Genomic DNA, 18,829 nt, shown 5'->3' with positions numbered 1-18,829 from the left:
AGCCACTGCGCGACGACACCCCGGCGGCGACCCGCGCGGCGGCCTACGCGCCACCCGCGTGGCGGCGACCGACTCTTCGGCGGCTACGAACCGACCGTGTGCGCGGCGGTCACTCCGGCACCGCGCAGCTGCTGTGTGGCCGGCACTCTGGGGCCGTGCGACTGCTGTGCGGCGGTCACCCGGCGCCGTGCGGCCGCTGTGCGGCGACCGTCCGGTCCGCCGCGCGCGGCGGGGCCTCATCGGGCGTCGTTCCGCCGGGGGGTGCCCACGCGGGCCTGGGAGCGGAACGGGCGCCGGCGCTCAGCCGGCCGCGGCGTACGTCTCGTACGTCTCGTCGTCGTTGAGCGCGACCGGCAGGATGCCCGCGCTGCGCTCGTACTCCGTGCGCGCCGTCTCCAGGAGGCGCCGCCAGGAGGTCACGGTCGGCCGCCGCCGCAGCAGGGCCCGCCGCTCGCGCTCCGTCATCCCGCCCCACACGCCGAACTCGACGCGGTTGTCCAGCGCGTCGGCCAGGCACTCGGTCCGCACCGGGCACCCGGTGCACACCGCCTTGGCCCTGTTCTGCGCCGCTCCTTGTACGAACAGTTCATCCGGATCCGTAGTGCGGCAGGCCGCCTGCGCACTCCAGTCAGCTACCCAGCTCATGCCGGCGCCGTCCTCTCCCGAATCGAGGCTCCCCCACGGCGGCAGCGGCATATTCACCGCTGCCAGTTGAGGACGTTACGGAAGGTCGTCACACCGCAACACCCCCGTCGGGCCCAATCTTGAATGGCCCGAACGGACTATGCGTACGCGGCAGATCACCCAGGGGAGTGACCCGGAGACATGCCGGGCCATACGCCTGAAACGGGTCATTTGCCTTACGTCGTGCGGAGCAAACCGGAGCAAGCTCCGCGAAAGGCGCGCCGCATCGGGGAGTCGGCCGCACCACCGGGTCCGCCCTCGACCACGGAAGGTCGCGGGAACACGCAGGAGCACGAGAGAACACGCAGGAGCGCGCGGGGGGGCCGCGGGGGGTCGGATCGACAGGGGAGAGGACGCGCGGGACTTGCAGGGGCCACCCGGAGGGCGGCGCGGTGGACCCGTAGGGGAAGGGGAGTCGGGGTGGGGGGGGGTGGTCATCCCGGTCACGGCGGCCCGCGTCGGCGACCGCTGTGACAGTTGTGACCACCTTAGGCCAAGGCATATACGCGTGTCCGGCGAATGAGAACGTAGGCTTCCCCCATGCCAAAGAACCGCTCGGGCGGGGGTCTGACCGCGACCCAGCAGGCCGCCAAGTTCCTCGGTGTCAGCGTGCTCTCCGGAGTCGTCCTCGCCGGCATCGCGATGCCCGCGGCGGGAGCCCTGGGCCTCGCTGCGAAGGGGACGGTCCAGGGGTTCGACGAGATCCCGGCCAACATGAAGAGGCCGCCGCTGAGCCAGCGCACCCAGATCCTCGACGCCGACGGCGGCCTGATCGCGACGGTCTACTCACGTGACCGCACGGTCGTCCCGCTGGAGGACATCTCGCCGTACATGCAGAAGGCGATCGTCGCCGTCGAGGACTCGCGCTTCTACGAGCACGGCGCCGTCGACCTCAAGGGCGTCCTGCGCGCGGTGAACCGCAACGCACAGGAGGGCGGCGTCGCCCAGGGCGCGTCGACCCTGACCCAGCAGTACGTCAAGAACGTCTTCGTCGAGCAGGCGGGCGACGACCGCGACAAGTTCGCGCAGGCCACCCAGCAGACCCTGGGCCGCAAGATCCAGGAGCTGAAGTACGCCATCCAGGTGGAGAAGGAGCTCGGCAAGAAGAAGATCCTCGAGAACTACCTGAACATCACCTTCTTCGGGCAGCAGGCGTACGGCATCGAGGCCGCCTCCCAGCGGTACTTCTCCAAGCACGCCAAGGACCTGGAGCTGGGCGAGGCCGCGATGCTCGCCGGGCTCGTGCAGTCGCCGAGCCGGTACGACCCCGTGAACGACGTGCAGGAGGCCACCAACCGCCGCGACGTCGTCCTCCAGCGGATGGTCGCCGTCGGCGACATCAGCCATGCCGAGGCCGACCAGGCCAAGGCCAAGCCGATCGAGCTGAAGATCACCCGGCCGAAGAACGGCTGCATCACCGCGCGCGACGGCGCCGGCTTCTTCTGCGACTACGTCCGCGAGGTCTTCCTCTCCGACCCGGTCTTCGGCAAGTCCCGCGAGGAGCGCGCCAAGGTCTGGAACCGGGGCGGCCTGACCATCCGCACCACGCTGGACCCGCAGGCCCAGAAGGCCGCGCAGGACTCGCTGAAGGACCACGTCTACCAGGACGACAAGGTCGCCGCGGCGATCACCATGGTCCAGCCGGGGACGGGCAAGATCCTCGCCATGGGCCAGTCCAAGCCGTACGGCTTCGGCAAGAACGAGACGCAGATCAACTACTCGGTCAACCGGGGCATGGGCGGTTCGAACTTCGGCTTCCCGACCGGCTCGACCTTCAAGCCGTTCGTCGCCGCGGCCGCCATAGAGCAGGGCAAGCCGCCGACGCAGAGCTACTCGTCGCCGTTCAAGATGCCCTACCCGGACTCGGTCCAGTCGTGCAGCGGGAAGCCCTGGCGGAACGTGGGCAACGACAACGTCGAGAACGAGAACGAGTCGGAGGTCGGCCCGTACGCGCTGAAGGAGGCCATGGCCAAGTCGGTCAACACCTACTTCGTGCAGATGCTCGGCGAGATCGGCATGTGCCCGGTCGTCGAGATGACCGACAAGCTGGGCGTCGTCATGGGCGACGACAAGAAGCTGCCCGAGAAGCCGTCCGCGCTGACGCTCGGCTCGCAGGGCATGTCCCCGCTGACCATGGCGACCGCCTACGCGGCCTTCGCCAACCGGGGCACGTACTGCACGCCGACCGCGATCGAGTCGATCAAGACGAGCGAGGGCCGCAGCCTGAAGGTCCCGCGCTCGGCCTGCGGGCGCGCGATGGCGGAGCGCACGGCGGACACCATCAACACCCTGCTGCGCGGAGTGATCGACTCCGGTACGGGCCAGGCCGCCGGCCTGCAGTCCCGTGACAGCGCCGGCAAGACGGGTACGACCGACAGCCGCCGCAACGCCTGGTTCGTCGGCTACACGCCGAACATGTCCGGCGCCGTCTGGGTCGGCAGCCCGACCCAGCAGGTGGAGATGGTCGGCATCACCATCGGCGGGCGGTACCACGACAAGGTCTTCGGCGGCCAGGTCCCGGGCCCGATCTGGAAGGACGCCATGACCGGCGCCCTGGACGGCCACCCGGCACCGGGCTTCACCAGCGTCGTGATCCCGGACGCCCCGAAGCCGCAGCCCCCGGCCCCGGGCCGCGACGACAAGCCGGGCAACGGCGGGGCCGGCGGCAACGGAGGAAACGGAGCGAACGGCGGTGGAGGAAACGGCGGCCGCGAGCCCTTCCCCGGCTTCTCCTTCCCGACCGACCTGATCGGCGGCAACGGCAACGGCAACGGAGGGAACGGCGGCAACGGCGGCCGCGACCGCTAGGCCTGCCCGCCGAACAGCCGAAGGGCGTCCCCCGATCCGGGGGACGCCCTTCGCCGTACACCAAAGCCCGTGCACGGCAGCCCGTACACGGCAGCCCATGCACAGCAGCCCGCACGGGCAGCCGCCCGATCGGCGCCGGGCGGCGGGCGCGGCCTCAGGCGCCCACCGGAGAGCCCCCGGGACGCCCGGCCCACCAGGGGGGGCACCGCCCCCGCCGCCCCGGGTGACACCCGGCCCGCCGGGGACGAGCCCCGCCGGAGACGGGGCCCTAACCCGCCAGCAGCTCCTTGACCACGGCGGCGACACGACCGCCGTCCGCCCGGCCGGCCACCTTCGGGTTCACGATCTTCATGACGGCGCCCATGGCCCGCGGCCCCTCGGCGCCGCCCGCCTTCGCCTCCTCGACGGCCTGCGCGACGACGTCGCGAAGCTCCCCGTCCGACAGCTGCTTCGGCAGGTACGCGTCGAGGATCTCGCCCTCGGCCCGCTCCCGCTCGGCCTGCTCGGCACGGCCGCCCTGCGCGAACGCGTCGGCCGCCTCGCGGCGCTTCTTCGCCTCCTTGGCGATCACCTTCTGCACCTCGTCGTCGGAGAGCTCACGGGCCTGCTTGCCCGAGACCTCCTCCTTCGTGATCGCGGCGAGGGTCAGCCGGAGGGTCGAGGAGCGGAGCTCGTCACGCGCCCTGATCGCCTCCGTGAGGTCTTCCTGCAACTTGGACTTGAGCGTGGTCATGCGGACCAGCATGACAGGTGTACCGCCGCGCACGCCCGCGCATTTGGCGGGCGTCGCACCCCCTCCCCCGGTCTGCGACCATGGACGTCATGCGCGCGCGATACGGAGTCCCCCTCGCCATCACTGCACTGGGCACGGCCGGTCTGGCCTACGCCGCCGGCTTCGAAGCCCGCTCCTTCCGGCTCCGCCGGGTGACCGTCCCGGTCCTGCCGCGCGGCACGCGCCCGCTGCGTGTGCTCCAGGTCTCGGACATCCACATGGTGAGCGGGCAGCGCAAGAAGCAGCGGTGGCTCCAGACCCTGGCCGGCCTGCGCCCCGACCTCGTGGTGAACACGGGCGACAACCTCTCCGACCCGGGGGGCGTGCCGGAGCTGCTGGACGCGCTGGGCCCGCTGATGGAGTACCCGGGCGTGTACGTCTTCGGCTCCAACGACTACTACGGCCCCAAGCTGCGCAATCCGGCCCGCTACCTGTTCGAGAAGCTCCAGGGCCGCCACGGCCTGAACGGCAACCCGCCGGCCGTCGGCGCCGTCCACAACCCGTGGGAGGGCATCCGGGACGCCTTCGACGCGGCCGGGTGGCTGGACCTCACCAACACCCGCGGCCGCCTCAAGGTGGAGGGCCTGGAGCTGGCCTTCACCGGCCTCGACGACCCCCACATCAAGCGGGACCGGTACGAGAAGGTCGCGGGCGGCCCCGAGACGGACGCCGACCTCGCGGTGGGCGTCGTCCACGCCCCGTACCTGCGCTCCCTGGACGCCTTCACCGCCGACGGCTACCCCCTGGTCCTGGCCGGCCACACCCACGGGGGCCAGCTGCGCGTCCCCTTCTACGGGGCGCTCGTCACCAACTGCGACCTGGACACGGACCGCGCCAGGGGCCTCTCCACCCACCGCGCGGGCGGCCACACGGCGTACCTCCACGTCTCCGCCGGCTGCGGCACCAACCGCTACACCCCGGTCCGCTTCGCCTGCCCCCCGGAGGCCACCCTCCTCACCCTGGCCCCCCGCGACTGAACGCCGACCGCCGAGGGCCGGGAAACCGGATTTCGTCTCCGGCCGCCGGTGGGCTAAAGTAAACGACGTCGCCAGGACAACACGGGCGACATCGGGGTGTAGCGCAGCTTGGCAGCGCGCTTCGTTCGGGACGAAGAGGTCGTGGGTTCAAATCCCGCCACCCCGACAGTGAAGTACCAGGTCAGGGGCCTGATCCGCTTAGCGGGTCAGGCCCCTGAGTGGTTTTCGGGGGGTCTGGTTCGGGTGCGGGGTGTCGCCTGGGTGTGGGGGGCGCCTCGGGGTGGGGAGGCGCCTCGGGACCGGGGCGCTACTTCGGGGGGCGGTTGAAGAGGGACTTGGACCAGGTGTAGCCGAGGGCGGCCAGGGCCAGGCACCAGGCGACGGCGAGCCAGCCGTTGTGGCCGATCTCCGTGCCGAGGAGCAGGCCGCGGAGCGTCTCGATGGCCGGGGTGAAGGGCTGGTACCGGGCGACGGGCTGGAAGCAGCCGGGCATGGCGTCGACCGGTACGAAGGCGCTGGACAGGAGCGGCAGGACCATCAGCGGAAGGGCGTTGTTGCCGGCCGCCTCGGCGTTCGGGCTGGTCAGGCCCATCCCCACGGCGACCCAGGTGAGCGCCAGGGAGACCAGGGCGAGCAGCCCCGCGGCGGCGAGCCACTCCAGCGCGGTGGCGTCCGTCGCCCGGAACCCGATGGCCACCGCGACGGCTCCGACGACGACCACGCTCATCATGCACTGCAGGACGCTGCCGGCCACGTGCCCGATCAGCACCGAACCGCGGTGGATCGCCATCGTCCGGAACCGGGCGATGATGCCCTCGGTCATGTCCATCGCCACGGATACCGCGCTGCCGATCGTGGTGCCGCCGATGGTCAGCAGCATGATGCCGGGCACGAGGTACGCGAGGTAAGCGGACCGGTCCGCTCCGCCGGCGATGCCGGCGCTCATCACGTCGCCGAAGACGTACACGAAGAGCAGCAGCAGGACGACCGGTGTGAGCAGCAGGTTCAGCGTCATGGACGGGTAGCGCCTGACGTGCAGGAGGTTGCGGCGCAGCATCGTGGCGGAGTCGCGCGCGGCGAGGGTGAGGGAGCTCATCGGACGTCCTCCTCGGACGGGCCGGCAACGCCCGCTCCGCCGGTGAGGGCGAAGAAGACGTCGTCGAGGTCGGGGGTGTGCACGGTCAGCTCGTCCGCCTCGACGCCGGCCGCGTCGAGCCGGTCGAGGAGGGCGCGCAGTGCGCGCTGGCCTCCGTCGCCGGGCACCTGGAGGGTGAGCGCCTCGTCGTCGCGCTGCGCCTCCGGGAGGGCGGTCGCGGCGTTCCCGTACGCGGCCGGGTCGGAGAAGCGGAGCCGGACGTGCCCGCCGGGGACGAGCCGCTTGAGTTCCGCGGCGCTGCCCTCGGCGGCGATCCTGCCGTCGCTCAGGACCGCGATGCGGTCGGCGAGTTCGTCCGCCTCCTCCAGGTACTGGGTGGTGAGGAAGACGGTGACACCGTCGGCGACCAGTTCGCGGACGACGCCCCACATGTCGTGCCGTGAGCGGGGGTCGAGGCCGGTGGTCGGTTCGTCGAGGAAGATGACGCGCGGGCCGCCCACGAGGGTCATGGCGATGTCGAGGCGGCGCTTCATGCCCCCCGAGTAGGTGGAGGCGGGCTTCTTCGCTGCCTCGGTCAGGTCGAACCGGTCCAGCAGCTCGGCGGTGACCCGGCGGCCCTCGCGCTTGGAGAGGTGGTGCAGGTCGGCCATCAGGCGCATGTTCTCCTCGCCGGTGATCAGGCCGTCGACCGCGGAGAACTGGCCGGTGACGCCGATCGCCGCGCGCACGGCCTGCGGTTCGGCGGCGAGGTCGTGGCCCGCCACCCGGGCCTGTCCGGCGTCCGCGGGGACGAGCGTGGAGAGGATCTTCACCGCGGTGGTCTTGCCGGCGCCGTTCGGTCCGAGTAACGCGAACACGGACCCGGCCGGGATGTGCAGGTCGATGCCGTCGAGGACGGTCTTGTCGCCGTACGACTTGCGCAGTCCGGCGGCGGAGATCGCCGCGGAGGCCGCTGCCGACGGCGGCTGATCGCCCGGATGGCGTCTTTGCATGGGCATGACACGGTTGCGCATGGTGCTCCCTTTCGGAGGGCGTGGTGGGTGTGGGGGTGCCGCTTACGGGGCGGCGCGGTGGGGCTCAGCCGGTTGCGTGAGCACTCAGGGCCTGGCGCGGCGGATGTCGATGTTGCCGTACTTGGTGCGGGCCTGGACCTTGACCGTTTCGTCCGTCTCCTGCGGCGCCCCGGAGGCGGTGAGCGCGTTGCGGACCTGGCCGGCGCCGGAGCTGACGTCGAGCCAGGCGGCCGTGCCGTCGCGGACGCCGACCTCGATCGCGCCGTGGCTCGTCTCCAACCGCACGGCGCCCCGCGCCACTTCGCCCACGCGCAGCGTTCCGTGGGCGGTGGTGGCGGTGACGGAGTCCTCGGCGCGGTCGACGCTGATGTCGCCGTTGGCGCCGCTGACCCGCAGTTCGCCGGTGGCGACCCCGACGGTCGTGGTGCCGTGCGAGTTCTTCAGTACGGCGGCGCCGTCGACGAAGCCGACGCGCAGGCTGCCGGAACTGGTCGCGATCTCGGCCGGTCCCTCGACCCGGTCCACGGAGATGGAGCCGTGCGCCGCGGTCAGCCGCAGCGGACCGGTCGTGTCGAGGCGTACGTCGCCGGCCGAGGTCTTCACGCGGACCTCGCCGAGCCGGCCCTCGCCGAGCACCTGGGTCCAGGCTCCGGTCATGTCGACGCGTGAGCCCGCGGGCAGCTCGACCGTCACGTCGACGACACCGACGCGGCCGAACAGGTTGGGCTTCGGGGCCGTGACGGTGAGTGCGCCGCTCGCGTAGGCGACCTCGGTCTGGCCGGCCGTGCGCACGTCCAGGTCCTTCCCCGGATCGCGGGGGCGCACCTCGACGACCGTGTCCGGGCGGTCGGCCGCGGTGAACTGGATGGAGCCGGCCTCCACGCGCGCGGTGACCGAGATCGGCTTCGGGGTGTCGAAAGCAGGCATGGCTGTTCCGTCCTCTTGGGTCCGTGGTGTGTGTGGGGCGCCCCCGCCGGCGGGACGTGGGCGTGGTGCGGTGGGCCCTGGTGGGGCGTGGTGCGGTGGGGCCTGGTGTGGTGGGGCGTGGTGCGGTGGGGGCGTGGTGCGGTGGGGCCTGGTGCGGTGGGGCCTGGTGGGGTGGGGCCTGGTGGGGTGGGGGCGTGCGGTGCTGGTGGGCGGCCTGGGCCGGGTGCGGCTAGCGCACCCAGCCCGTGAAGCTCTGCCCGACGTTGCGGGTCCTCTCCGGGGGCCGGGGGCGCGCGCCACCGTCGACGGCGGCGGACACCGCGCGTACCAGCCACGCGTTGACCGACAGGCCCTCGCGGCTCGCGGCCTCCTCGGCGCGGGCCTTGAGGTGGGCCGGCAGGCGCAGGTTGACGCGGGCGGTGGCGCCGCCCTCCTCGCCCTCCACCGCGGGCGGCGTCGCGGCCGCGAGCGGCTCGGCCGCCTCGGCCGCCTCGGCCGGCTCCGCCGGAGCGCCGCCGCCGGGCGGCGGTGTCACGACGAAGTCCGGGTCCAGGCCGCGCAGCCGCACGTCGACCGATCCGGGGGCGAGCTCGCGGGTGATCTCGTCCATGGCCGCGGAGAGCACATGGAGCATGGTCAGACGGGTCGCCGACTCCAGGGGAGCGGTGAGCCTCTCGGCCAGCTCGCGGGCTTCGTCGCCGCCCGCTTCGGCGGCCACCGCGAGCTCACGGCGGAGGGAGTCCACGTACGGGGTGAGGTCCATGACGCCATCATGACACCACTATGGCGCCACGCGCAACCACCCTTGGCGTCACTCGCGGCCCGAACCCGCGAAGACCGGCTGTGAGCTGGCGTTCTACGCAGGCAACGCTGCACGTCGGCGAGACATCCCGGCCCTGACACCCGCCAAGAAGGGCACCGCAGGGGCATCATGGCACCACGTGGCACCACGATGGCGCCAGCTTGTACGCGGCTGCCGCGGAGGGTCCGGCTGTAACACCGCGCACCCGCCCGTCCCGGTTTGGGCCGTCCGGCATCAGGAGGGCATCAAGACTGCCGGGGTCCGGCAATGCGCCGTCGCCGGACCCCCTGTCACGATGCGGGAGTCGGAAACGGGGGTGCCGATCGGTGCCGGGATGCGGAAGCGCGTCCCGGCTTCGGCATGTCCCGCACCACGCTGTGAGGGCCGGAGGGGCGGGGATGGGCGAGTGGGCCGGGGTCGCGGTCTCCTTTCCGGTGTTCTTCTTCACCGTCGCTCTCGTCGTCGTCATCGCCTTCTGGCTGCTGGTCCTCTGCGGTGCCGCCGGTACGGGCACCTTCGACGGGGACGTCCCGCTCGACGCGCTCGGGCTGGGCGGGCTGCCCGTCTCGGTGGCGCTCTCCGCGATGACCGTGGCCGGGTGGGTCACGGCGCTGGCCGGGAGGGCGGCGCTGGACCGCCTGACGGGTCCGGGAGCGCTGCGGGCCGTGCTGTCCCTCGCCGTGCTCGGCGCCGCCCTGGCCGCCGGTCTTCAGGCCGCGCGCCTCCTGTGGCGCCTGGCCGTGAGGGCGGTGGAGGGTGGTGGCCGGGCGGGCGTCGAGGAGTGCCGGCGGGAGGGGTGTGGGGCGGGTGCGGCGCGGTGTGGATCGACGGGGGGCGGTGCGGCGCGGTGGGGGGTGGCGCGGATCGGGACGGTGGAGGCGTGGGCCTTGTCGGAGCAGCGGGAGGGGCCCCGGTGGGGGGTGGCCCGGAGGGCGGCCCGGGGATGGCCGCGGGAAGTTATCCACAGGCCCGGCGGGATGTCGGTGCGGCGGAGCATGATGGACGGCATGACTGAGCCGACCGGACTTCCCGAGTCCTCCCTGTCCACCGCCTCCTCTGCCTCTGCCTCTGCTTCTGCCTCTGGCTCCGCCGCTTCCTGGGCGGGGCTGCCTGACTGGGAGAAGCGGTTCCGGGCGCCGCGGGTCTCGCTGCCGGACTGGGCGGAGGACGCCCCCGCGCGAGCCCTGTTCGTGTCGAACGCGACGGGGACGTACGAGCTGTACGCCTGGGACCGGGACACGGGCGGGCAGCGGCAGGTCACCGACCGGCCGAACGGGACGACGGACGGCGTGCTGTCGCCGGACGGCGAGTGGATCTGGTGGTTCGCGGACACCGACGGCGACGAGTTCGGGGTGTGGATGCGGCAGCCGTTCGCCGGCGGCCCGGACGAGCCGGCGGTGGCGGGTCTGGCGGCCTCCTACCCCGCTGGCCTGGCCCTCGGCAGGGACGGCACGGCGGTGGTCGGCCGGTCCACGGAGGAGGAGGGCACCACCGTCCACGTGGTCCGGCCCGGGGGCCTGCCGGTGGAGATCTACCGGCACCGCGAGTCGGCCGGGGTGGGGGACCTGTCGCGGGACGGGACGCTCGTGGCGCTGGAGCACACCGAGCACGGCGACGCGATGCACGCGGCGCTGCGCGTGGTGCGGCTGGACGGCTCGCTGGTGGCGGAGCTGGACGACACCAAGGGCGGCACCAAGGACCTGGGGCTGACGGTGATGGGCTTCGCCCCCGTGGAGGGGGACGGGCGGCTGCTGATCGGGCACCAGCGGCGCGGCCGGTGGGAGCCGATGATCTGGGACGTGGCGTCGGGGCGGGAGACGGAGCTGGGCCTGGACCTGCCGGGTGACGTCGGCGCGGAGTGGTTCCCCGACGGGTCGGGGCTGCTGATCGCCCACGACTTCGAGGCGCGTACGGAGCTGTGGCGGTACGACATCGCCTCGGGGCGGCTGACGCGGCTGGACACGCCGGCCGGTTCGGTGTCGGGGGCGACGGCCCGGCCGGACGGCTCGGTGGAGTACCTGTGGTCCTCGGCGGCCGAGCCGCCGGTGGTGCGGTCGTCCACCGGCGCCGTGGTCCTCGACCCGCCCGGCCCGAAGGCGCCGCCGTCGGTGGCGGTGGAGGACGTGTGGGTGGACGGGCCGGGCGGCCGTGTCCACGCGCTGGTGCAGCGGCCGGAGGGGGCGGCGGGTCCGCTGCCCACCGTCTTCGACCTGCACGGCGGTCCGGCGTGGCACTACAGCGACACGTTCGCGGCGGGCCCGGCGGCGTGGCTGGACCACGGTTACGCGGTGGTGCGGGTGAACTACCGCGGCTCCACCGGGTACGGCCGGGAGTGGACGGACGCGCTGCGCCACCGGGTGGGGCTGATCGAGCTGGAGGACGTCACCGCCGTCCGCGAGTGGGCCGTGTCGTCCGGCCTCGCCGACCCGGAGCGGCTGGTCCTGACCGGTGGCTCCTGGGGCGGCTATCTGACCCTGCTCGGGCTGGGGACCCAGCCCGACGTGTGGGCGGTGGGCATCGCCGACGTGCCGGTGGCGGACTACGTGACCGCCTACCGGGACCAGATGGAGGCGCTGCGGCCCCTGGACCGGACACTGTTCGGCGGGTCACCGGAGGAGGTTCCGGAGCGGTTCCGGGCCTCGTCGCCGATCACGTACGTGGACGAGGTGCGGGCACCGGTCTACATCGCGGCGGGCCTGAACGACCCGCGCTGCCCGATCCGGCAGGTGGAGAACTACGTGGAGCGCCTGGCCGCCCGCGGCGCGGTCCACGAGGTGTACCGGTACGACGCCGGACACGGCTCACTGGTGGTGGAGGAACGGATCAAGCAGGTGCGCCAGGAACTGGAGTTCGCGGCGCGACACCTGCCCTCCGCGACCGGGACCCGGCCGGAAGGGGGGTGACGGCGTTCCGTACCGTGGAGGGGTGTACCGGTTCCTGACGACACCCCGCTGGTGGGGGATCAACGTCTTCGTGCTGCTGGCGATCCCGTTCTGCCTGTTCATGGGCATCTGGCAGCTGGGCAGGTTCGAGGACCGCGTCGACTCCCACCGGGAGGCGGAGCGGCGGCCCGCGGCGGCCGCGGCACAGGACGCCGTGCCGCTGGCCGAGCTGCTGCCCGTCGACAAGGAGACGTCGGGCCGCCTGGCGGAGGTGAGCGGCCGCTACGGGAAGCAGTTCCTGGTGCCGGGCCGCGAGCTGGACGGCGAGACCGGGTCGTACGTGCTGACGCTGCTGCACACCTCCGAGGGCAAGGCCCTGCCGGTGGTGCGGGGCTGGCTCCCCGAGGGCGCGCCCGCGCCCGCGCCGCCGGCCGGCGAGCAGACGGTGACGGGCGCCCTCCAGGCGTCGGAGCACGCCGGGGGGGCCGGGGTCCGCGCGGCGGGCGGTCTGCCCTCGGGACAGGTCGGCATCATCAGCGCGGCCTCGCTGGTCAACCTGGTGCCGGACGACGTGTACGACGCGTGGGTGACGCTGAGGGAGTCGCCCGAGGGGCTGACGCCCGTACCGGCGGCCGCGGCGGTCGGCACGGGGCTGGACCTGAAGGCGTTCCAGAACCTCGGGTACACGGGCGAGTGGTTCGTCTTCGCGGGCTTCGTGCTGTTCATGTGGGTGCGCCTGGTGCGGCGCGAGGCGGAGACCGAACGGGACCGGGCCCTCGGGCTGGAGCCGTAGCCTTCGCGGGCCTGCCCGGCGTGGGCGGGCCTGCCCGGCGTGGGCGGGCCTGCCCGGCCTTCGCGGGCCTGCCCGGCCTTCGCGGGCCTGCCCGGCCTTCGCGGGCCTGCCCGGCGTGCGCGGTCGACCACCTGCGCGGGGCCGTCTCCGTCCCGTCGGACGTCGTCGTGGGCCGGTTCGGGAACAGGGGCCGCATGCCGTCGGGTCCGCCGGTCTCCATGACGGCGCCCGTCGGGCCGGCGACCACGGACTTCGGCGAGACCGTCCGCGGGGCCCGGCGCGTACGGCCCGGCGCGCGGCTGCGCCGTCGGCCGTTCCGGCGCTGCACGCTGGTGCGGCACCGTCACCGGCACCGGCTCCGAACCGAGCCGGGATGGCCGGGGCGTCCCGTGCGGTGGGGCCGTGGTGGGCCGCACCGCACGGGGCCGAGCCGGTGGCGCGGGACGTCATCCCGCGGGGAGGAGCCCGGTGCGGTAGATGGTGCCCGCGCAGGCGTTCGGCACGGTGACCGTCGCCGTGGGCCCGCCCGCACTCGGGGTGTGCGTCACCGTGACGCTGCCCTCCGCGTGGCCGTCGGCCCGGAGCGTCTGCGGCTCCACCGCGGGCCCCGCGTCCGCGCCGCCGCCCTCCGGCGTGCCGGTGGTCGTCCCGCCCGTCGTCGGCGGTGGCTCCTCGGTCGTCTGCGACGGGGTCGGCTCGGGCGACTGCCCGCCACCGCCGCTCCCGCTGCCGCCGCTCACCGGGCACGTCTCGCTCGGCACCCAGGCGAACCGCACCTCGTACGCGCCGGACGGCTTCAGCACCAGGCTCGCGACGGCCGACGACGGGGCCGGCAGCCCGGACGCGGCGGACCCCGCCCCGTGCCGGACCACGCTGATGCGCCCCGGGTCGGCCGCGCCGCCCGTGCCGAAGGCGACCGTGCCGCCGGCGTCGACCGTGCAGTCGCCGCCGGAGACGTTGGTGATGCGGAACGTCCCGTACACCGCGCCGTCCTCGGCGGGGCCACCCGCCTCGGCGGCGCTCACGGCGAGCTGACCCGCCTGGCAGACCGGTGCCCGCGCCGGGGAGGAGGCGGACGCGTCGGGGGCGCCGCCGACGCCGTCGGAGACGCCCGAGTCCGCGCTCGGCGGGGCCGCCGACGGGCTGGTACGGCCCTTCCCGGCGCCGCTCAGCTCCCCGGACGGGCTGCCCGCCGCCTGCTCCCCGGCCGGTCCGGCGTCGTCACCGGTGCCGCCCTGGACCTGGGCGCCGTGGCCCGCGTTGATCGCGTTGGCGTCGGAGTCCGTGCCGGACCCGGCGACGTGCACGACGGCCGGGACGCCCGTGCCGAGCAGGATGACCGCCGCGGCGGCGCCGACCAGTGCCTGCCGCTTCCGGGCCCGCCGTGCCGGGACGGCCCGGCGGAGGTGGTCGAGGGCGCCCTCGGAGGGTTCCAGGCCACCGACGGCACCCTGGAGCAGGCGCCGCAGCGCGAGCTCGTCACCGCCGAGTTCGAACACCTCGGTGGTGTCGGTCGCGTCGGGGGTGGTGGGAATGCCGGGGGCGGTGGGGAGGCCGGGGGCGGGGTTGGCCGCCGCGTCGTGCGTGCCGTGCGTGCCGGGTGCCCGGGAGGTGCCGGGGGCCCCGTCGGCCTGGTGGGCCTCGGGTGCGGCGGTACCGGCGGTCTCCGGGGTATGCGCCTCCGGGGTCCGGGTCTGCGGGGTCCGGGTCTGCGGGGTCCGGGCCTGCGGGGTCCGGGCCTGCGGGGTCTGCGGCTCCTTGTCGGGCCGCGGTGCGGCGGGCTGCTGGGCGGGGTTCACTGCGTCGTTTCCAGTCCGGTCGTTCCTCGGCCCGTCCGGCCCGTTGTGCTGCGTCATGCCTTCGCTCCCATGGCGACCCGCAGGGCGGCGATGCCCCGCGAGCCGTACGCCTTCACCGATCCGAGCGATATACCCAGGGTCTCGGCGACCTGCGCCTCCGTCATGTCCGCGAAGTACCGCAGCACCAGCACCTCCCGCTGGCGGCGCTGCAGTCCCCGCATGGCCTTGATGAGCGCGTCGCGCTCCAGCTGGTCGTACGCGCCCTCCTCCGCGCTCGCCATGTCCGGCATCGGCTTGGAGAGCAGCTTCAGCCCGAGTATTCGGCGCCGCAGGGCGGACCGGGAGAGGTTCACGACGGTCTGGCGCAGATACGCGAGGGTCTTCTCGGGGTCGCGGACCCGCTTGCGCGCCGAGTGGACGCGGATGAACGCCTCCTGCACGACGTCCTCGCAGGAGGCCGTGTCGTCGAGGAGGAGGGCCGCGAGGCCGAGCAGCGACCGGTAGTGGGCGCGGTAGGTCTCGGTGAGGTGGTCGACGGTGGTGCCGGACACCGTCGTCTCGACGGCGTCGTCCCGCCGGAACGGGACGCGGGCGCGGCGCGTGGTGGGCATGGGCGCGATCACCGGCATGCCGCCGCCGCGGCGCCGCGCGGGCGCGGCCCGGCCACCGGGAACCCGGTCGGCCGGAACCCGGCCGCCCCGGGGCCGCTCGGCCGGCGCCCGGTCACCCGGAGCCGGGTCGCGCGGGGCCCGCTGGGGCGGACGCGGGAGCGGGAGGACTGCCGCGCCGCCGACAAGCGGGGCCGCTGCTGTGATGTCGAGTACCTCTGGCACGTCTGTTGGACACGTCGCCCCCCGTCAGGGTTGTACGCGCGGACCGCCGGATCTGACGGTGCGTCGTTCGCCCTCATACGTATCCGCTCTCCCCATTGCCCCGTTCGCGCGGCAGCACGTGGAGCGACCGCGAGGACGTCTCCCACCGGCCGCCGGCCACCGGTCGGGGCAGGGGGGCGGGGACGTCGTCGAACATGCCATCGCCCCGGATCAAGCGGGGCCGGCCGACGGCCTTCCCCCAGGGCTTTCACAGATCCTACAAAGGCGCGGCGCCGCGTCCACCGGGGATCCGCCCGGCGGGGCGTCCCGGAAGCCCGCGGCCCGGGTCCGGTGGTCCGCCGCCGGTCGGCGGTGCCGGCTCGGCGGTCCGGTCCGTGCGGGGCGCGTACGGGAACCTGTGCGGCCGCACACGCGGTGGGGCGCTCGGCGTGGGCGGTACGGCCGCCGAGACGGGGCGGGCGGGCGGCGGTGGCGGTGGCGGTGGCGGTGGCGGTGGCGGTGGCGGTGGTGAGACACGACCGGGCCGGGCGGCTGTCTGCACAGCTGCCCGGCCCGGTCGGCTACCTGGGAGGCGGCCCGGTCAGCGGCCCGTGCCGCCGTAGACGACCGCCTCGTCGGAGTCGCTGTCCAGACCGAAGGCGGTGTGGACGGCGCGGACGGCCTCGTTGACGTCGTCGGCGCGGGTGACGACCGAGATGCGGATCTCCGAGGTGGAGATCAGCTCGATGTTCACGCCCGCGTTGGACAGCGCCTCGAAGAACGAGGCGGTGACGCCCGGGTTGGTCTTCATTCCGGCGCCGACGAGGGAGATCTTGCCGATCTGGTCGTCGTAGCGGAGGGAGTCGAAGCCGATGGACGCCTTCTGCTTCTCCAGGGCGTCGATGGCCTTGCGGCCCTCGGTCTTGGGCAGCGTGAAGGAGATGTCCGTCAGGCCCGTGGACGCGGCGGAGACGTTCTGCACGACCATGTCGATGTTGATCTCGGCGTCCGCGATGGCGCGGAAGATCGCGGCGGCCTCGCCCGGCTTGTCCGGCACGCCGACGACGGTGATCTTCGCCTCGGAGGTGTCGTGGGCGACACCGGAGATGATGGCCTGCTCCACCTTGCGGTCCCCTCGCGGTTCGTTGCTGACCCACGTGCCCTGGAGCCCCGAGAAGGAGGAGCGGACGTGGATCGGGATGTTGTATCGGCGCGCGTACTCGACGCAGCGGTGCAGCAGCACCTTGGAGCCGGAGCTGGCGAGCTCCAGCATGTCCTCGAAGGAGATCCAGTCGATCTTCCGGGCCTTCTTCACGACCCGCGGGTCGGCGGTGAAGACGCCGTCCACGTCCGTGTAGATCTCGCACACCTCCGCGTCCAGCGCCGCGGCGAGCGCCACGGCGGTGGTGTCGGAGCCGCCCCGGCCGAGGGTGGTGATGTCCTTCTTGTCCTGGGACACGCCCTGGAAGCCGGCCACGATGGCGATGTTGCCCTCGTCCAGGGCGGTGCGGATGCGGCCCGGCGTGACATCGATGATGCGCGCCTTGTTGTGGACCGAGTCGGTGATGACGCCCGCCTGGCTGCCGGTGAACGACTGGGCCTCGTGGCCCAGGTTTTTGATGGCCATGGCCAGCAGGGCCATGGAGATCCGCTCTCCGGCGGTCAGCAGCATGTCGAACTCGCGTCCGGCCGGCATCGGGGATACCTGCTCGGCGAGATCGATCAGCTCGTCCGTAGTGTCGCCCATCGCGGAAACGACGACGACCACCTGGTGGCCGTTCTGCTTCGCTTCCACGATCCGCTTGGCGACCCGCTTGATGCCTTCGGCATCGGCGACGGAGGAGCCTCCGTACTTCTGCACGACAAGGCCCACGTGCGCTCCTCGCTCAGTCCGTTTTCGGTCGACTCAGTTTATCGAGCGGCCGGGAAACGCCCCTGGGATGTCACATCCTGAGATGTCCCGCTCGGTTTGTGATCACCTCGGGGGCGTCACCCGGCCGTGCGAGTCCCTGCCCACCGTCACCGGGCTCACGCGGAATGTGTCCGGGCTCACGCCGGGGCGGCCGCGCCTACTTGCGGGTACGGATGCCCAGCGGCGCGGCGATCTCCCGGAGCATCACGCGGCCCGCCTCCTCGGCCAGGGCGTCGTCCGCGACGTCCTCGTCGGTGTCGAGGCCGTCCAGCTCCGCCAGCGGCTGGTCCAGCCGGACGTGGGAGACGAGGGACTGGAGCGCCCGGAGGGTCGCCGAGGCGGTGGGGCCCCAGTTGGAGAAGTACGAGAACTGCCACCACCACAGCGCCTCGGTCGTCCGGCCCGCCCGGTAGTGGGCCAGCCCGTGCCGCAGGTCCGTGATGATGTCGGCCAGGTTGTCGGAGATCCGGAACGGCACCGGCGCCTTGCGGGGCTCGTACGGGTCGAAGACCTCGGAGAAGACGTCCACCGGGTCCAGCAGCGCCGCGAACCGCTCGCGCAGGTCGTCGACGTCCAGGTCGGGCCCCGTGTCCGGCTCGTACCGCTCCTCCGGGAGGATGTCCTCGTGCGCCCCCAGCCGCCCCCCGGCGAGCAGGAGCTGCGAGACCTCCAGCAGCAGGAAGGGGATCGCGCTGTCGGGCTCGTCGCCCTTGGCCACCTCCGTGGTGGCGACGATGAAGGACTCGATGGAGTCGGCGATCTGGACCGCGAAGCTGTCGGGGTCCGGCGAGTGGGCGTGGAGCGTGGCGTCAGACATCGAGGAGTCGTCTCCCTTCGAACGCACGACCGAGCGTGACCTCGTCGGCGTATTCCAGGTCCCCGCCGACGGGGAGCCCGCTGGCGAGGCGCGTGACCTTCAGGCCCATGGGCTTGACCATGCGCGCCAGGTACGTCGCGGTGGCCTCCCCTTCCAGGTTGGGGTCGGTCGCCAGGATCAGCTCGGTGACCGTCCCGTCCGCGAGCCGGGCCAGCAGCTCCCTGATCCGCAGGTCGTCGGGGCCCACGCCCTCGATCGGGCTGATCGCCCCGCCGAGCACGTGGTACCGGCCCCGGAACTCGCGGGTCCGCTCGATGGCGACGACGTCCTTCGGCTCCTCGACGACGCAGACGACCGCGTCGTCCCGGCGCGGGTCACGGCAGATGCCGCACCGCTCCTCCTGGGCGACGTTCCCGCAGACCGCGCAGAACCGGACCTTCTCCTTGACCTCCAGCAGCGCGTGCGCCAGCCGCCGGACGTCCGTCGGCTCGGCCTGGAGGATGTGGAAGGCGATCCGCTGCGCGCTCTTGGGACCGACGCCGGGCAGCCTGCCCAGCTCGTCGATGAGGTCCTGGACCACGCCTTCGTACAACGGAACGCCTCTCCGGGAGTGCAGTCTTGATGGTTACGGTAGTAGCTGCGGGGTGCACCGCAGAAGACCCGGCGCGAACCCGCCGCGTCGAACGGATGGCCGACGGCCGGAGCCGGGGCCTCCGCCGCCGGGCCGGCCCGGCG

At 73.3% G+C, this 18,829-nt stretch carries 15 protein-coding genes and 1 tRNA gene; 5 read left to right on the top strand and 11 right to left on the bottom strand.

Features of this window, described 5'->3' with window-relative positions; all coding sequences use genetic code 11:
• Window positions 1–300: 300 nt before the first annotated feature.
• Window positions 301–645, bottom strand: a complete 345-nt coding sequence (locus tag CP974_RS16275; RefSeq protein WP_031128177.1) for a WhiB family transcriptional regulator — start codon at window positions 643–645, stop codon at window positions 301–303.
• A gap of 579 nt (window positions 646–1,224) precedes the next feature.
• On the opposite strand from CP974_RS16275, the gene CP974_RS16265 reads away from it, so the two are divergent.
• Window positions 1,225–3,492 carry a transglycosylase domain-containing protein gene (locus CP974_RS16265; RefSeq protein WP_031128178.1) on the top strand — a complete coding sequence of 756 codons (2,268 nt, stop codon included), beginning with the start codon at window positions 1,225–1,227 and terminating at the stop codon, window positions 3,490–3,492.
• Window positions 3,493–3,760: 268 nt separating this feature from the next.
• Here CP974_RS16265 and CP974_RS16260 read toward each other — a convergent pair whose 3' ends face one another.
• Window positions 3,761–4,225, bottom strand: coding sequence for a GatB/YqeY domain-containing protein (locus CP974_RS16260; protein ID WP_031128179.1), 465 nt, complete (start codon window positions 4,223–4,225; stop codon window positions 3,761–3,763).
• A gap of 89 nt (window positions 4,226–4,314) precedes the next feature.
• On the opposite strand from CP974_RS16260, the gene CP974_RS16255 reads away from it, so the two are divergent.
• A complete protein-coding gene (locus tag CP974_RS16255; protein ID WP_031128180.1) occupies window positions 4,315–5,241 on the top strand; it encodes a metallophosphoesterase in 927 nt (308 codons plus the stop codon).
• A gap of 92 nt (window positions 5,242–5,333) precedes the next feature.
• A tRNA-Pro gene (locus CP974_RS16250) sits at window positions 5,334–5,407 on the top strand.
• 141 nt (window positions 5,408–5,548) lie between these two features.
• Here the strand turns inward: CP974_RS16250 and CP974_RS16245 are convergent.
• The 4 genes from CP974_RS16245 to CP974_RS16230 form a co-directional block, all read right to left on the bottom strand.
• Window positions 5,549–6,337 carry an ABC transporter permease gene (locus CP974_RS16245; protein WP_031128181.1) on the bottom strand — a complete coding sequence of 263 codons (789 nt, stop codon included), beginning with the start codon at window positions 6,335–6,337 and terminating at the stop codon, window positions 5,549–5,551.
• On the bottom strand, window positions 6,334–7,335 hold the full coding sequence (locus tag CP974_RS16240; RefSeq protein WP_031128182.1) for a daunorubicin resistance protein DrrA family ABC transporter ATP-binding protein: 1,002 nt from the start codon (window positions 7,333–7,335) through the stop codon (window positions 6,334–6,336). Before CP974_RS16240 ends, CP974_RS16245 begins: the two co-directional genes overlap by 4 nt.
• Window positions 7,336–7,434: 99 nt before the next feature.
• On the bottom strand, window positions 7,435–8,277 hold the full coding sequence (locus CP974_RS16235; protein ID WP_031128183.1) for a DUF4097 family beta strand repeat-containing protein: 843 nt from the start codon (window positions 8,275–8,277) through the stop codon (window positions 7,435–7,437).
• A gap of 229 nt (window positions 8,278–8,506) precedes the next feature.
• On the bottom strand, window positions 8,507–9,040 hold the full coding sequence (locus CP974_RS16230; RefSeq protein WP_031132627.1) for a toxin-antitoxin system HicB family antitoxin: 534 nt from the start codon (window positions 9,038–9,040) through the stop codon (window positions 8,507–8,509).
• 1,037 nt (window positions 9,041–10,077) lie between these two features.
• Here CP974_RS16230 and CP974_RS16225 point away from each other — a divergent pair.
• Complete coding sequence (locus tag CP974_RS16225; RefSeq protein ID WP_051839545.1) at window positions 10,078–11,982, top strand: S9 family peptidase; 1,905 nt, start codon at window positions 10,078–10,080, stop codon at window positions 11,980–11,982.
• A 22-nt stretch (window positions 11,983–12,004) separates the two neighbouring features.
• Window positions 12,005–12,754, top strand: a complete 750-nt coding sequence (locus CP974_RS16220) for an SURF1 family protein (RefSeq protein WP_031132631.1) — start codon at window positions 12,005–12,007, stop codon at window positions 12,752–12,754.
• A gap of 446 nt (window positions 12,755–13,200) precedes the next feature.
• Here the strand turns inward: CP974_RS16220 and CP974_RS16215 are convergent, their stop codons facing one another.
• From CP974_RS16215 to recR, 5 genes are all read right to left on the bottom strand, one after another.
• Window positions 13,201–14,610: a hypothetical protein gene (locus CP974_RS16215; protein ID WP_037938130.1), complete on the bottom strand. Its 1,410-nt coding sequence runs from the start codon at window positions 14,608–14,610 to the stop codon at window positions 13,201–13,203.
• On the bottom strand, window positions 14,607–15,386 hold the full coding sequence (locus CP974_RS16210) for a SigE family RNA polymerase sigma factor (protein ID WP_223844382.1): 780 nt from the start codon (window positions 15,384–15,386) through the stop codon (window positions 14,607–14,609). Before CP974_RS16210 ends, CP974_RS16215 begins: the two co-directional genes overlap by 4 nt.
• Window positions 15,387–15,966: 580 nt before the next feature.
• Window positions 15,967–17,238, bottom strand: coding sequence for an aspartate kinase (locus CP974_RS16200; protein ID WP_031132637.1), 1,272 nt, complete (start codon window positions 17,236–17,238; stop codon window positions 15,967–15,969).
• A 196-nt stretch (window positions 17,239–17,434) separates the two neighbouring features.
• Window positions 17,435–18,094 (bottom strand): DUF5063 domain-containing protein, encoded by a 660-nt coding sequence (locus CP974_RS16195; RefSeq protein WP_031132639.1) that lies wholly within the window; start codon window positions 18,092–18,094, stop codon window positions 17,435–17,437.
• Entirely contained in the window at window positions 18,087–18,686 is a 600-nt protein-coding gene (gene recR, locus CP974_RS16190; protein WP_031132641.1) for a recombination mediator RecR, read from the bottom strand. The genes CP974_RS16195 and recR overlap by 8 nt, the downstream gene beginning before the upstream one ends.
• Window positions 18,687–18,829 lie beyond the last annotated feature (143 nt).

This window comes from Streptomyces fradiae ATCC 10745 = DSM 40063 (genome assembly GCF_008704425.1).
Taxonomy (GTDB): Bacteria; Actinomycetota; Actinomycetes; order Streptomycetales; family Streptomycetaceae; genus Streptomyces; species Streptomyces fradiae.
The sequence above is the reverse complement of the archived record's forward strand: the minus strand, read 5'-3'. Positions and strand labels throughout refer to the sequence as shown.

Coding starts and splice junctions, on each gene's coding strand:
- CP974_RS16275 (WP_031128177.1), bottom strand. CDS start 645: ATGAGCTGGGTAGCTGACTGGAGTGCGCAGGCGGCCTGCCGCACTACG.
- CP974_RS16265 (WP_031128178.1), top strand. CDS start 1,225: ATGCCAAAGAACCGCTCGGGCGGGGGTCTGACCGCGACCCAGCAGGCC.
- CP974_RS16260 (WP_031128179.1), bottom strand. CDS start 4,225: ATGACCACGCTCAAGTCCAAGTTGCAGGAAGACCTCACGGAGGCGATC.
- CP974_RS16255 (WP_031128180.1), top strand. CDS start 4,315: ATGCGCGCGCGATACGGAGTCCCCCTCGCCATCACTGCACTGGGCACG.
- CP974_RS16245 (WP_031128181.1), bottom strand. CDS start 6,337: ATGAGCTCCCTCACCCTCGCCGCGCGCGACTCCGCCACGATGCTGCGC.
- CP974_RS16240 (WP_031128182.1), bottom strand. CDS start 7,335: ATGCCCATGCAAAGACGCCATCCGGGCGATCAGCCGCCGTCGGCAGCG.
- CP974_RS16235 (WP_031128183.1), bottom strand. CDS start 8,277: ATGCCTGCTTTCGACACCCCGAAGCCGATCTCGGTCACCGCGCGCGTG.
- CP974_RS16230 (WP_031132627.1), bottom strand. CDS start 9,040: ATGGACCTCACCCCGTACGTGGACTCCCTCCGCCGTGAGCTCGCGGTG.
- CP974_RS16225 (WP_051839545.1), top strand. CDS start 10,078: ATGGACGGCATGACTGAGCCGACCGGACTTCCCGAGTCCTCCCTGTCC.
- CP974_RS16215 (WP_037938130.1), bottom strand. CDS start 14,610: ATGACGCAGCACAACGGGCCGGACGGGCCGAGGAACGACCGGACTGGA.
- CP974_RS16195 (WP_031132639.1), bottom strand. CDS start 18,094: ATGTCTGACGCCACGCTCCACGCCCACTCGCCGGACCCCGACAGCTTC.